This window comes from Paenibacillus sp. ALE3 (assembly GCF_054113405.1).
In genome coordinates, this window is the sequence record NZ_CM134214.1 from 371656 (window position 1) to 385389 (window position 13734).

The following is a 13734-nucleotide window of genomic DNA, read 5'->3' on the forward strand; positions in this document are numbered from 1 at the left end:
ATAACATGAAACAAGAAATGAATAAAGCCTACATGACCCACGGGTTGCTGATAGCACCTTTAGAAGAGAGAATCAGGGAGGATGACATGAAGTTGAAGAGAAAAGGAATCAGGATCATGATTACAGGGATTGCATTAGCTATAGTAGCTTCCGGTTGCTCCAGTGCAACGGAGAACTCTGTAACACAAGCAAGTCACCCGGTAAAAGTAGAGAAGCTTGTAATGAAACCTTTGGCCAATGATTTTAATTTGGCAGGAACATTGCAGGCAAGTAATGAAGCTAGTGTTTCCTTTGAAGCGGATGGACGTATATTGAACACTATGGTGGAGGTAGGGGACTCCGTAGAAAAAGGGAGCGTCCTTGCGAAGTTGGATACATCTGCTTACCAGTTGCAGCTGGATCGGGCCAAGGCAACCATGGAGAAGGCAAAGGCTGGTCTTAGTCAAGCGGAGGCTTCTGTTCAATCAGCACAGGCGGGTATTCATAGTTCACAATCCCAGGTCGATGCGGCCCAATCGAAATTGCAGGAATTGAACAATGGCGCCAAAAAGCAGGAAATTGCCCAGTCACAAAATGCTGTTACTGCGGCCACCAATGCTTACAATAAGAAAAAGGCGGATGCTGCACGGACGCAAAGTCTGTTCCAGGCAGGTGCAGCATCATTGTCGGAAAATGAGAACGCACAGCTGGAGTTAACGAATGCACAAAAAAGTCTAAGTGACGCACAAGAGCAGTTGTCTCTCTTGCTTGCAGGCGCCTCGCAGGAACAACGTACCCAGGCTTCAGCTGGTGTAGAGCAGGCCAGAGCAGGGCTGGAGACCGCTATGGCTACGAAGCAGCAAGGGCTAGCCAGTAAAGCTCAGGCGCAGGCTACCTACGAGGATGCATTGGCTGCTTATGAACAGTCATCCTTGTCACTTAAAAAAGCTACTTTAACCTCCCCGATCGCTGGCGTAGTCATTGAAAAAAAGGTGTCTGATGGTCAACTGGGCTCCAGTGGGAGTGAGGCATTCGTCGTCGGGAATATCAAGACCTTAAAAGTACTTCTTCCCGTACCGGACAGCGAAATCTTATCATGGAAGAAAAACCAAAAAGTAAATATATCACTCTATAATGAAATTAGAACAGGGACCGTTACTCAGATCTACCCATCAACGAATGCGAAAACGGGCAGTATTAATGTGGAAGTCAGCCTGCCTAACCCTGAACTGGATTGGAAACCTGGACAAGTCATCAGCGCATCTAAAAGTGTGAATCAAGCGGAAGCCTTGTTAGTGCCTGTAGAATCCGTGATTAGCACGGGAAGTGACCCTTATATTTTTAAAGCTGTGAATGGTAAGGCCGTTAAAACCACAATTAAAGTGGGAAAAGTAACGAATAATCAATTCGAAGTTCTCTCCGGACTACAGGCAGGCGATCAAATTGTTACACAAGGAGCAGGAACCTTGTTTAATGGCGATTTAATTGGGAATGATGTGCTTGGGAAATCGGAGGAGTCATCCGAATGATTAAATATATCGTTAAAAAACAGAAAATTACGCTCATTTTCTTTGGTATGTGCATACTGCTAGGGCTCTTTAATTTTACATCGTTGCCCAAACAGGAGCAGCCTGATGTTATTCCTATGTCAGCCAGTGTTACAACCATCTATCCGGGTGCCTCACCTGAAAGAATCGAGCAAACCATTACTAAGATCATGGAACAGAAAATTAAAGCTGTACAAGGTGTCAAAACGATTTCCTCTACTTCATCGAAAGGCCAATCCAGTATTATTATAGAAGCTTTGAATGATGCGGATCCGACAAAAGTATGGGCTGATCTTCGTACGAAGGTGCAGGATGCACAATCCGAGCTTCCAGACGATGCGATGCAGCCTATAATCAATGATAGCATGACTAGCTCTTTCATTGGTTCATATGCGATCACCTCTGATAAGGTTGAGGATTTATACTCATTAAATGAATTAATGAACAAATGGAAAGATCAATTAAAAACAGTCCCTGGTATTTCGCAGGTTAATATTCAAGGAATACCTGAGCAAGAGGTACGAGTTAGCTTAGACACGCAAAAGATGCAACAATATAACATCTCCTGGGAGCAGGTTGTTCAAGCGATCAAGGATGAGAATGACAGAGTGCCTACAGGAAGTATGGATTTCAATGAGCGTACTTATCAGCTGACAGTGAATGCCTCAACGGATCCATCGATTCTAAATAACGTCCAGATTTCAAGCAATGACGATGGATTTCCGATATCTCTGAAGGATATAGGTACTGCCTCACTTGTTTTTAAAAAAGCAGCTAGTTATACGTATGTGAATACCAAGCCTGCTATTTCGATCAGTGTAAGCGGAGATATAGGAACAGATGTGCCAACGGTATCCAAAGCAACAACAGCCAAAATCAATCAACTTGCGAGCAGTTTGCCGAAGAATGTACATTTTGAGCTGCTTTTTGCCCAAAATGATCGAGTGAGTGAAATATTTGGAAACCTGACCAAAGAGATGATTATCGCTATTTTATCGGTTATTGTGATATGTACTTTAGGCTTGAATTTGCTAACTTCTGCATTTGTGGCGTTGGCCATTCCTGTTTCCATCGCCATCGGCTTTATTTTCTTGCCCATGACAGGAACTACGCTGAATCAAATTTCAGTCATCGGACTCATCATCGTGCTAGGGATATTGGTTGATGATGCCGTCGTGGTCAATGACAACATTGAACGCCGACGCTCTGAATTTGGGGAAAATGCTACGGAGGCAGCTATTAAAGGAACCAAAGAGGTATCCTTATCGATCATTACAGCTACGCTAGCTACGGTTGCAGCATTTGCTCCGTTGTTATTCCTGCCGGGTAATATCGGAGACTTTATTAAACCGATCCCTACCGTTATTTCGTTAACGATGCTAGCTTCCATGATTATGTCGTTAACAATTATTCCTATTTTTCGTCAATGGTATGATCAACGCCGTAAAGGGAAACAGAGTAACCAAGCAGTTAAGCCGCCCGGGCTTCTGGGTCATCAAATCCAGTCTCTATCCAATGTGTACTCTAAAAACTGGATGCCAAGAATACTGCAACGCCCGCTTTTAACAGCGCTGATTGGTCTTATGATTGGTACGGCAGCTTATGGATTACTTGCGGTTGTTCCCATTCAATTATTCCCAGAATCCGACCAGGCGGATGCCACGATCAGCGTAACGATGCCGGAAGGAACATCGTTACAGGCAACCAATCGGGTAATTAACGAGATTGGGCTGTGGGTCAAAAAACAACCAGAGACAGAGCGGCTGTCGGCAACGGCGGGTGGAGGAGCGCCTCAGATGTACAGCGATGTTGCAGGCGGTCACGGCTCTGGGGGAGCGGTCAACGGTCAACTTGCTGTCGTTGGAAACGAGGGACTATTCGATCTCCAGAAAACAGTGGATAGCTGGACTCATACGTTGCAAGCCAAATATCCATCTGCATTGATCAGCATTCGGGTTCCTCAATTAGGTATTCCGGTCGGCAGTGCGGTGTCTATCCGGATGAAGGGAGAAGACATTGATAAACTGCAAAACATGACAGCTAAAGTCAAAGAAATGGTTGCGGGTACCCCCGGAGCTGTAGACGTGACCGATAATATGGGGATGCAAAGCTATAATCTGAATTTCCAAGTCAACCCACAAGCCTTGGATAAATATCGGGTTAGCTATTCCAATTTGACGCGTACTCTGCTGTTAATGGGTGACGGGGTCAATGTAACGGATTTTGATACAGGTAAGGAATTGCTGGATATAAATATCTACATGAATAAACCAAACGATGATCCTGAGGTATTGTTCCAACAATTAAGTGTAACCAATGCGGCAAAAGAGCAAATTCCATTATCCCAGTTAGTCACGATGAAACCGGACTTTTCCATTCAGCAAATCCACCGTTATGATTTGGAACGGACGGTAACGATTTCAGCCAATGCGAATGGGCGTACAGCTACAGAACTCACTAATGACATCCGTAGCAAACTAACCCATACACAGTTTGAATCAGGCTACACCTGGGAGATGGGAGGAGAAACATCCGCGCAATCCGATATTTTTACAGATTTGGGCAAATTAGCTATTATCGTTGTTTTTCTCATCCTGCTCTTGATCACGATGCAGTTTTACTCCGTCTCCACACCGCTTATTATCATGACCACTGTGTATCTGGCAGCGGCAGGCGGAATTCTTGGAAGCTTTATTTCAGGCATGCCAATTGGATTCATGAGTATTATGGGGATCATTTCACTGGCTGGTATCGTCGTGCGCAACGGTATTGTGTTGATAGAGTTTATTGAAGATGCGCGGCGTGAAGGAGCTGAACTGACAGACGCGATCCTTATGGCATGTTCTGCCCGTTTCCGTCCGATCTTGCTTACTTCGCTAACTGCGATTGTGGGGATGATCCCTATCGCCACCATAGGAGAAATTCTCTTCAAACCGTTGGCAACGACCATTATCTTTGGCCTGATCTTTTCGACCATTTTAACCTTGTTTGTCGTTCCGACGCTGTATATGGTCGTAGCTCATCTGAAGCTGAAGCGGAAGCAGAAGCAGGAAAAGTCTATAAACACCGATAGCTCATTGACCTTGTAGGTAAATACAGAAAACAATATACTTCAATATTTCTTTTAGAATAGGGATCGTATATGAGGCGAAGGTCTTCATGTACGATCTTTTTATTTGTTGACATAGTCAACAAATATCAGTACTATAATTGTTGCAAAAGTCCACTAAATAGGGGGAGTTATGGTCAATATAGATGCTAATATCATAGCGGATATGAGGCGTTTTAATCGGTTCTATACGAATTTACTTGGTGTTTTAGATAGACATGTGCTGGATAGCGGATATTCCTTTACCGAGGCACGTGTCATTATAGAGATCGGGTTGATCGAGCCATGTATTGCGAATACGCTGGTCGAATCTCTTAAAATTGATCGCAGCTATATGAGCAGGATCATTGCTAAATTTTGCAAAGAGGGCTTTCTTGTTAAGGAAAATTCAACGGTGGATAATAGAACAAATCTAATTCGTCTGACACCTAAAGGAAAAACGTTCTACAACCAATTGAATGAAAGGTCTGATGAGCAAATTCTAAGATTAGTTCAAGGACTTTCAGAAATAGAGATTGAAGAATTACATGCTTCTATGTTGTTAATTCAGAAGAAATTGGATATTTCGGAGAGGATACAGAATGATACGATTTGAATGCGACTATACCGAAGGTGCCCATGAACGTATATTACAGCGACTACTGGAAACGAATGAGGAACAAACGCCAGGCTATGGTATGGACGATCATTGTGAAAAAGCCAGAGCTTATATTAAAAAGGCGTGTGACTCCGAAAATGCGGATGTACACTTTTTGGTTGGAGGTACACAGACCAATACAACGGTCATTTCTTCGATTTTGCGTCCGCATCAAGGTGTGATTGCGGCAACTTCTGGACATATTGCTGTGCATGAGACCGGAGCAATTGAGGCTATTGGACATAAAGTACTGACATTGCCAAGCGAGGATGGGAAAATCCGGGGTGAGCAGGTAAAGGAACTATACGACGCTCACTGGAGTGATTCTGCTCCTGAGCATTGTGTACAACCCGGGATGGTTTATATTTCTCAACCGACCGAGAATGGAACGATCTATAGCCGATCGGAGCTGGAAGTGTTAAGTAAAGTCTGTCGTGAATATGGTTTACCGCTGTTTATAGATGGAGCCCGCTTAGGCTATGGTTTGGTTGCAGAGGATAGCGATGTATCATTAGCAGATATAGCAAAGCTGTGCGATGTGTTTTATATTGGCGGCACTAAAATTGGAGCAATGATGGGCGAAGCCGTCGTTATCCTAAATGATGCCTTGAAACAAGATTTCAGATACATGATCAAGCAAAAAGGAGGGCTGCTGGCTAAGGGGAGAATGTTAGGCATTCAGTTTGAAACACTGTTTGAAGACGGTTTATACTTTGAGATTTCCAAACATGCCATAGATATGGCCATGTTGCTGCAAAAAGGATTATCCGAGCAAGGTTTTTCTTTCCAATATCATTCAACAACCAATCAGCAGTTTCCGATTTTATCAGATCGTATATTACAGGCATTGAGCGAAAAATATACTTACTCCTTTTGGGAAAAGGTTGATGATACCCATACTGCTGTACGATTCTGCACCAGTTGGGCCACAAAGAAAGAAAATATTGAAATGCTGCTACAGGATATTAAAGCATTACAATAAAGGTCATGGATAAACGATAAATATCATCTTGAAGTTGTAGAATGGATTATGGAATAGGCCATACTTCGTTGCGCACATGGCAGCGAAGTATGGCTTTTTTGTTGTGTAATTTACCTAGTCCAAGTGGCTTGTCTTTAGTTCCATGAAAGAGCAAGCAGATATAAAAATGGAAAAACAAGACAAGAGTGGATGTATAAAATTAACGCCTAATTATTTACACTGAATACCTATCGAACCTGTTTACGGTATTGAAGAGGGGAGAGTCCGGTTATTTTTTTAAAGATTTTATTAAAATGGGAGGCATGACCGAAGCCGACATCCTCCGCAATGTGCTGGATTTTGTCTTTGGTGGTTCGCAGTCTGGTTTGAGCCGCCCTGACCCTCACGACGCGGATGTACTCGCTGAAATGAAAGCCAGTCAATTTTAGAAAGATGCGGCTTAGGTAAGCCGGACTAATAAAAAAGCAGGCGGCCACTTGTTCGAGAGTTAACGGCTCATTGAAATGGTCTTGAATAAAAGACGAAATTTCTGTGATTTTCTGATGCATGGGATGAGAAGAAACAAGTTCACTACGCTCGGCCGCTTCCGATCGGTGTACCAGGATAAGCATTTCCAGCAGCAAATGCTGTACACAACGGTCATGCAGAGGCTGCTTATTCCTACATTCGGTATTCATTTGCAGGAACAGCCGTTCAACTTCGACTTGTTCTCTAGCCGGTAAGCGAAGCAACGCGGATTGCTGATACGGCGGTAGATCCAGAATGTCACGATCCTGCGGTGGGAGAAACGTCGGAGAAAAATGAATCAAAATGCGTTCTGTTTCCTCCAATTGTGTACTGGCGGTAGAGTGTAAGTCATGAGGGAGGATGAATATCAGATCGCCCTTGCGAGCGGTGTATACCTTGCCGTTCATAAAATAGATGCGTTCGCCCTGCAGCAAAAAATACAGCTCATAGTTCTCATGAACATGAGGTCTGGGCATAACTGTGAAGCCGGTACGGTAGATGTGATGAATGGAGAATTGTTGTTCTCCGATGACATATTTGTCTTCCTTCATTTCATTCATGTGCTTCTTCCTTTGCAAATTAAGATAAGTAAGCGCATTCATATATCCATAGTATATATGACACCTGCCCACGGTAAAAGCAGAAAAGATTGATGAAAGGAGGTGAAAACACTTCTGAATGTCTCGGATCATTCTTTTATAAAAGTATGCGCTGGTGTGAAAGAAAATCTTAGGGAGGAAACAGAATATGAGCAAGCAGCGTACATGGAGAAAGGTGCTATGTAATGTGGTTGTGGGTTCATTGTTGTTGACCTTGTGCCCACCACTGATTCAAGCAGAGACTGCGGTAGGGACAGAGATGGCAAAAGTAGAAAAAATAGCGACGAATATTCCGGCGTTTCCGGGGGCTGAAGGTGGCGGTAAATATGTTACCGGTGGACGCGGAGGTGAAGTTTACGAAGTTACCACGCTGGAGGATTACGGCAAAGGTGAGCAGATGATCCCCGGATCTCTTCGTGCAGCGGTCAGCTCCGATAATCGGACGGTCGTATTCCGGGTGGGCGGAACCATTCATCTTAAGGAGCCACTTAAAATCCTGGGCAACAACCTGACGGTTGCGGGTCAGACAGCTCCTGGCGATGGTATAACTGTAAGCGATTACACGACAGGGATTGATGCAGACAACGTTATTCTCCGTTACCTGCGTTTTCGATTAACCGACCGTTACCCCACCGAGGATGACGCATTAGGATCCAGATATCATAAAAACATTATGATTGATCACTGTTCCTTTAGCTGGTCTGTGGATGAGGTGCTGAGTCTTTACGATAACGTAAATACGACGGTACAATGGTCCATTGCGTCCGAAAGTATGCTAATGACCACGCACCAAAAAGGTCGCCACGGCTATGGCGGCATATGGGGTGGTCGAAATTCCACCTATCATCATAACTTGTTGGCACACAATGCAAGCCGCAACCCGCGTTTCCCAACCGATAAAAAACAAATCGACGCTGTGGAAATGACCAATAATGTCATTTATAACTGGGGATTTTTCTCTTCCTATGGCGGCGGTGAAGGATCGTATAATGTGCTGAATAACTATTATAAGTATGGCCCCAACACATATAAGGATGTTCGCGGTCAAATCTTTGTAGACGTGGGTAGTAAAAAATATAAAACACGCATCTATATTGGTGGCAACTACATGTACGGCAACGAATCGGTTACTAAGGACAACTGGCAGCTTGGAACATCCATTGGATCGATTATTGATCCTTCCACTCGTTTGGCAGAGCCGATTGAAGTCAGAGGGGAATACGACAACGGGATTTCACCGGATGCGTATGGTCCATATCAAGCGACAGATGCACAGACCGCATACACTGAGGTGCTTGCCGGTTCAGGAGCCACGCTGCCAAGAAGAGATGCGGTGGACGCCCGCATTATGAATGATGTGAAGAATGGAACGGGTGCGTTTATCAATTCTCCGCGTGAGGTAGGATGGATTTACGATGATTATAGCGTAACCAACACGGAGCTTACTGACAGTGATCATGATGGTATGCCGGATGAATGGGAACGCGCCCATGGGCTGGACCCCAAAAATGCAGACGACCGCAACGGTCAGGAGCTTGCCGGCACAGGCGAGTATGCTCATTTTGCCAAGGGCTATACGAATCTGGAAGTCTATTTAAATGATCTCATTGAGAAGCTGTCCAATGGAAGTGGGGTAGATAATCCGGAGGCCGTCGTTCAGGTGTCGGATGAAGGCGGACGTTCGCTGAAGCATAACGATATTTTGGAAGCCGGACGTGATGCGACCATAACTGCAACGGCCAAGGACCAAGATGGCATTGCCCACGTTGAATTTATCATTGACGGCAAACTTGCTGGAAAAGTAGAGGATGCGCCTTATCAAATCAGCTGGAATCATGTGACGGACGGCACCCATTACATTATTGCACGGGTGACAGACCGCAAGGGAACTGCTGCATTTTCCAATCCTGTCACTATCCACGTCAACACGACTGTACCAACGGGAAGCTGGCTCAGCGAAGAGGTTGGCTCTGAGGGCAACGATGGCTATATCAAAGGGCATACTCAGGTATTAAAAGAAGATGCAAACGGCAGCAGCATACGACTAAAATCAGCGGGGGACATTGACGGTCAGGCTGATCTTTTCCATTATGCTTATCAGAAATGGGAGGGGGATGGTGAAATTACAGCCCGTGTGGAGAAGATTACTCCTGTGGATGATAATGCCGAAGCAGGTGTAATGATTCGTGAATCACTGAAGCCTGGATCAAAAATGGCCTTTATGTCTTTATCATTTGTTAAATATGGTAAACAGGGGACTCTTATTAGTCGTGATCAAACAGATGGTAAAACCAAGCGCGCGTCAATGGAAACATTTATTACAACGCCATATTCGGTTCGTCTGGTGAGACAAGGGCAAAAGCTGACCGGATGGATATCCGCCGATGGTCTAACAAATTGGGATAAAGTGGGTGAAGCAGTCGTGGACTTTCCAGAGAATCAACCCTTACTGTTCGGGCTAGCTACCGATGCATCCAAACAACAAAACGATGTATGGAATTACAATACGTCGGAATTCAGCAATGTTAAGGTCCGCAAGCTAACAGACTCAGGAGGAACCTCTCCCACTAGTGTGGTTGTATCGACCTATGGCCCTGCTGACTATACATCTCTCCAGGCAGCTATTGATGCAGTCCCTGACAACAGCAACACAAGGACTATTATCCATCTCAAAAACGGTACCTACCGTGAAAAAATAAAGGTGAATTCCTCCAAAAAAAATCTGAGCATTATCGGAGAAGATCGGGACAAAACGATCATTGCTTTTGATGATACAGCCAAGACCATAGTGGACGGGAAAGAATTAGGAACGAGCAACAGCTATACCATGCGTGTGCAAAGTCCTGACTTTGTGATGGAAAATGTGACGGTCGCCAACACAGAAGGGACCGGGCAGGTGCAGGCTGTAGCGTTATATGCCGAAGGTGATCGTGGCAAGTATCATAATGTCAAAATTACCGGCCTACAGGATACTTTGCTCGTAAACCGTGGCAGACAGTATTTTAAGGACAGCTACATCAGTGGCAGTGTAGATTTTATATTTGGCAATGCCCCTGCCGTGTTTGATAACTCGATCATACACAGCCTGCGTGCCGGATACGTGACAGCCGCTTCAACGGAAGAGAACCAGCCAGGTTTTGTATTTATTCAGTGTCGTCTGACAACTGAAGCTGGCTTGACAGGCAAGGTGGATCTTGGGCGACCATGGCGTCCTTACGCACATGTTACTTTTTTGAAAACCTATATGGATGACCATATCAAGCCGGGTGGTTGGAACAATTGGGGTAAGGAATCCAATGAGCAGACCGCAAGATTTGGAGAGTTCGACAACTTTGGACCAGGTGCAGGAAGTAGCGGGCGTGTACCTTGGGCCAAACAGCTTACAGCTGACGAAGCAAACCAGTACACTGTTGAAGCTGTTCTGAGCGGGACAGATCATTGGAATTGGCGTCTATAAATTTGATGTTCAATAGATAAGCGGGGGGATACGCTTTAAGCGTTTCCTCCGCTTATGTGCGTGTTTGTAAGCAAACTTGGATGTGGTACATACATAATCTAAAATTGAAACCATTTGTTATTATGGTAAATATTTTATATATTGAATATGAGATGTATTTTTAGGCGCATAACAGGTGGTAATAAACTCGAGGCTAATGTACATCTTGTTCGTAATCATCATGAAAAACCCTACAATTATTTTTAGTTGAACATATTATTATGTTGGAGGTGTAGGATGGCACGTGTGTTGGTTATGATCACGCCTGCTGAAGGCCATGTTAATCCGTCCTTAGGATTAGTGAAGCAGCTGGTTGACAGAGGTGAAGAAGTGGATTATGTGTGTTCAGAGGAATTTGGTACGAGAATTCAACAAACGGGAGCAAACCTGATCACCTATTCATTTAGTGTGGATGCATTTATTCATAATCCTGTATTAAAGCCGGCTGAATATAAACATCATTATCAATTCGTGAATATGATCGTTAAAGGTTTGATTGAACCGATTATTCCAAAGGTTATGAAAGCAATTGAAAATAAGGTGTATGATTATTTGATTTATGACTATTTAATGGGTTGGGGAGGCAAAATTATAGCAGAGAGACTGGGAATACCATCGGTATGCACGGTCTGTTCGTTTGCTTTCGTAGAGCCTCTGGGATCTGATCAAGGCTGGGATGATCATGATATAAAAGTGAGAGAGCTTTATGATGACACCATGAAAGTAGTACATCAATTAGCTGAGGAGTTTCAGGTTTCCGTTCCCGCTATTGATGAACTCGATTCACATTCCCACAGCCTAAAGGTCGTGTATACAAGCCGTTATTTTCAACCGCAAGCTGAAAAGCTGGATGATAGTTATATTTTTGCAGGTCCATCTATTGTACCTCGTAAAGATGCACCTTCTTTTCCGTTCGAACAGCTTCGTGCTTTGTATCCGCAGGTTGTTTATATATCATTGGGAACCATTCTTAATAGAGATTTGGAATTTTACAAGCTTTGCTTTGAAGCATTTCGTGATTTGCCTGTGCAATTTGTACTTTCATCAGGCCAATTTGCGGAGATGGAGATATTGGCGGATAGTATCCCGGACAATTTTATGATCAAGTCCTATATTCCGCAGTTGGAAATGCTCCAGCGTGTAGATGCATTTATCACACATGGGGGAATGAACAGTGCAAGCGAAGCCTTGTATTACAACGTGCCAATGGTTCTGGTTCCCATGACATCGGATCAGCCGCTTGTGGCCAATCGGGTTCAAGAGCTGGGAGCAGGGATTGCTGTGAATAAAAATGAGCTTACACCCGATATCTTAAAAGCTGCTTTGCTAGAGGTATTAAATCAAGCCATCTATAAACAACAGGCTCATGTAGTTGGCCAATCACTACGTCAGGCTGGCGGCTATACGTATGCGGCAGATGCAATTATGAGTCGTTTCTCTACTATAGGAAAATAGGATGCGAGAAAAATAGGGTGCGTGTGCGGAGGCTTACGATGTAACCAATCTGGACCATGCATGGCATGATAGCATAACAAAGCAGCACGTAAACGGACTTCAGGTTCTCGTCCAGATTACGTGCTGATTTTTGTATTGGTGCTGTCCTATAGACTGTGATTTCTTTCTTGTAGAGCAGCCGAGTTGTCAAACTCTAATTTTTTTGAAATCGCGAGCAGACCAAGGCAACAGAGAATCAGGAATAAACATACCCAATAGGAGTTTCGATAACCCATCCATTGAGCGAACAATCCGCCCATCAAGCTCCCCGCCAGTCTTCCGATTGTTGTTGCATTGGAATACAGTGTCGAGGCATATCCGGGCAGAGATGGCAATAGATCCTGCATATAGCTGATACCAATGGCTGATATCACTGCAACAAAGAAGGCTAGAAGAAGCTGTCCCACGAATAGCTGCCACATCTCCGTAGACATAAGGACGAGGAGATAATAGACAACGCCTGTTAGAGCCCCCAAAAATATAAGCAAACGGTTGGAGTATTTGGCTGCTAGTACACCCAGCATGAGCATCAAGGGTATCTCTAAGATTGCGCAAATACTGGATACTAGGGCAACGTCATTCGTGTCACCTTTTAAATTGTGGATGATGAACAAGGAAATGTTCAAACTATTCATCCAGTGAGACGTATAAAGCAGAGTAAGAACTAGAAAAGGAATCAGAATTTTAATATTTTTATGTAATGTAATGTGATGAAGTGAAAGTTGATCCTTATTTTTAGCTTGAACAGGAGGCTGCTTGATAAAAAAGAATAGAAGAACGGCAATAAGTACAAAAATAGAGGTCGTACCGACAAAAATACCTTTAAAGCTCGTATGTGCAATCAAGAAGGAACCAAAGAGCGGTCCGGTAATAAAGCCAAGAGAAAACATAGAACGAAGCGTTGAATTCGCAAAGGCATGATCCGCAGATTTACTGCGATCTACCGCCTCACGTGCACTGGCAAATAACTGTGGCATCCCAGGGGCGCCAATCGCCGTAAAGACAGTCATATAAATAAAAAGCACATAAAAATTTTGGATTACAAGATATCCAGCAAAGGCTACAGCATTAAATAACGTACAAATCACTAAAATTTGTTTGCGATCTAACCCGGTATCGGAGCGTTTGGCAATAAGGGAGCTTATCCATATACCACAAATCAAAGTCACCGCTGTAAACACACCAAAGGTTCCAACAGATACGCCAAGTGTACTTGTAAAATATACAGCTAAAAAAGGTGCACTTATAGAAATAGCCATGCCTTGCAATAACATACAGATCATAAATAGCGGGTAGTTAGGGATAAAGAAAAGATTTTGAATACGCTTTAGCATTTCATTTTTACACCCCTTTAGATTTAGAAGCAGAACTTACATACCTATCC

8 protein-coding genes are annotated in these 13734 nt (G+C 43.9%); 6 read left to right on the forward strand and 2 right to left on the reverse strand.

All coding sequences use genetic code 11. The features are described from left to right. The first annotated feature begins 86 nt into the window (after positions 1-86). The 4 genes from ACXHJ2_RS01610 (at position 87) to ACXHJ2_RS01625 (ending at position 6254) form a co-directional block, all read left to right on the forward strand. Positions 87-1508, forward strand: coding sequence for an efflux RND transporter periplasmic adaptor subunit (locus ACXHJ2_RS01610; RefSeq protein ID WP_165082650.1), 1422 nt, complete (start codon positions 87-89; stop codon positions 1506-1508). After that, positions 1505-4615, forward strand: coding sequence for an efflux RND transporter permease subunit (locus ACXHJ2_RS01615; RefSeq protein WP_165082648.1), 3111 nt, complete (start codon positions 1505-1507; stop codon positions 4613-4615). The genes ACXHJ2_RS01610 and ACXHJ2_RS01615 overlap by 4 nt, the downstream gene beginning before the upstream one ends. Positions 4616-4768: 153 nt before the next feature. After that, entirely contained in the window at positions 4769-5230 is a 462-nt protein-coding gene (locus ACXHJ2_RS01620; protein ID WP_013373204.1) for a MarR family winged helix-turn-helix transcriptional regulator, read from the forward strand. Then, positions 5217-6254: a threonine aldolase family protein gene (locus tag ACXHJ2_RS01625; RefSeq protein WP_165082646.1), complete on the forward strand. Its 1038-nt coding sequence runs from the start codon at positions 5217-5219 to the stop codon at positions 6252-6254. Before ACXHJ2_RS01620 ends, ACXHJ2_RS01625 begins: the two co-directional genes overlap by 14 nt. A 227-nt stretch (positions 6255-6481) precedes the next feature. On the opposite strand, the gene ACXHJ2_RS01630 is transcribed toward ACXHJ2_RS01625, so the two are convergent. Beyond that, positions 6482-7321: a helix-turn-helix transcriptional regulator gene (locus ACXHJ2_RS01630; RefSeq protein WP_165082644.1), complete on the reverse strand. Its 840-nt coding sequence runs from the start codon at positions 7319-7321 to the stop codon at positions 6482-6484. A 187-nt stretch (positions 7322-7508) separates the two neighbouring features. Between ACXHJ2_RS01630 and ACXHJ2_RS01635 the strand changes: the two genes are divergently transcribed. Together ACXHJ2_RS01635 and ACXHJ2_RS01640 are read left to right on the forward strand one after the other, a co-directional pair. Further along, positions 7509-10817 carry a pectinesterase family protein gene (locus ACXHJ2_RS01635; RefSeq protein WP_165082642.1) on the forward strand — a complete coding sequence of 1103 codons (3309 nt, stop codon included), beginning with the start codon at positions 7509-7511 and terminating at the stop codon, positions 10815-10817. 276 nt (positions 10818-11093) lie between these two features. Next, on the forward strand, positions 11094-12311 hold the full coding sequence (locus tag ACXHJ2_RS01640) for a macrolide family glycosyltransferase (protein ID WP_165082640.1): 1218 nt from the start codon (positions 11094-11096) through the stop codon (positions 12309-12311). 146 nt (positions 12312-12457) lie between these two features. Here the strand turns inward: ACXHJ2_RS01640 and ACXHJ2_RS01645 are convergent, their stop codons facing one another. Beyond that, positions 12458-13684 carry a sugar efflux transporter gene (locus ACXHJ2_RS01645; protein ID WP_165082638.1) on the reverse strand — a complete coding sequence of 409 codons (1227 nt, stop codon included), beginning with the start codon at positions 13682-13684 and terminating at the stop codon, positions 12458-12460. Positions 13685-13734: the final 50 nt, after the last annotated feature.

Excerpts from the sequence above, each read along its gene's own strand:
- ACXHJ2_RS01610 (WP_165082650.1), top strand. The coding sequence starts at position 87 with ATGAAGTTGAAGAGAAAAGGAATCAGGATCATGATTACAGGGATTGCA.
- ACXHJ2_RS01615 (WP_165082648.1), top strand. The coding sequence starts at position 1,505 with ATGATTAAATATATCGTTAAAAAACAGAAAATTACGCTCATTTTCTTT.
- ACXHJ2_RS01620 (WP_013373204.1), top strand. The coding sequence starts at position 4,769 with ATGGTCAATATAGATGCTAATATCATAGCGGATATGAGGCGTTTTAAT.
- ACXHJ2_RS01625 (WP_165082646.1), top strand. The coding sequence starts at position 5,217 with ATGATACGATTTGAATGCGACTATACCGAAGGTGCCCATGAACGTATA.
- ACXHJ2_RS01630 (WP_165082644.1), bottom strand. The coding sequence starts at position 7,321 with ATGAATGAAATGAAGGAAGACAAATATGTCATCGGAGAACAACAATTC.
- ACXHJ2_RS01635 (WP_165082642.1), top strand. The coding sequence starts at position 7,509 with ATGAGCAAGCAGCGTACATGGAGAAAGGTGCTATGTAATGTGGTTGTG.
- ACXHJ2_RS01640 (WP_165082640.1), top strand. The coding sequence starts at position 11,094 with ATGGCACGTGTGTTGGTTATGATCACGCCTGCTGAAGGCCATGTTAAT.
- ACXHJ2_RS01645 (WP_165082638.1), bottom strand. The coding sequence starts at position 13,684 with ATGCTAAAGCGTATTCAAAATCTTTTCTTTATCCCTAACTACCCGCTA.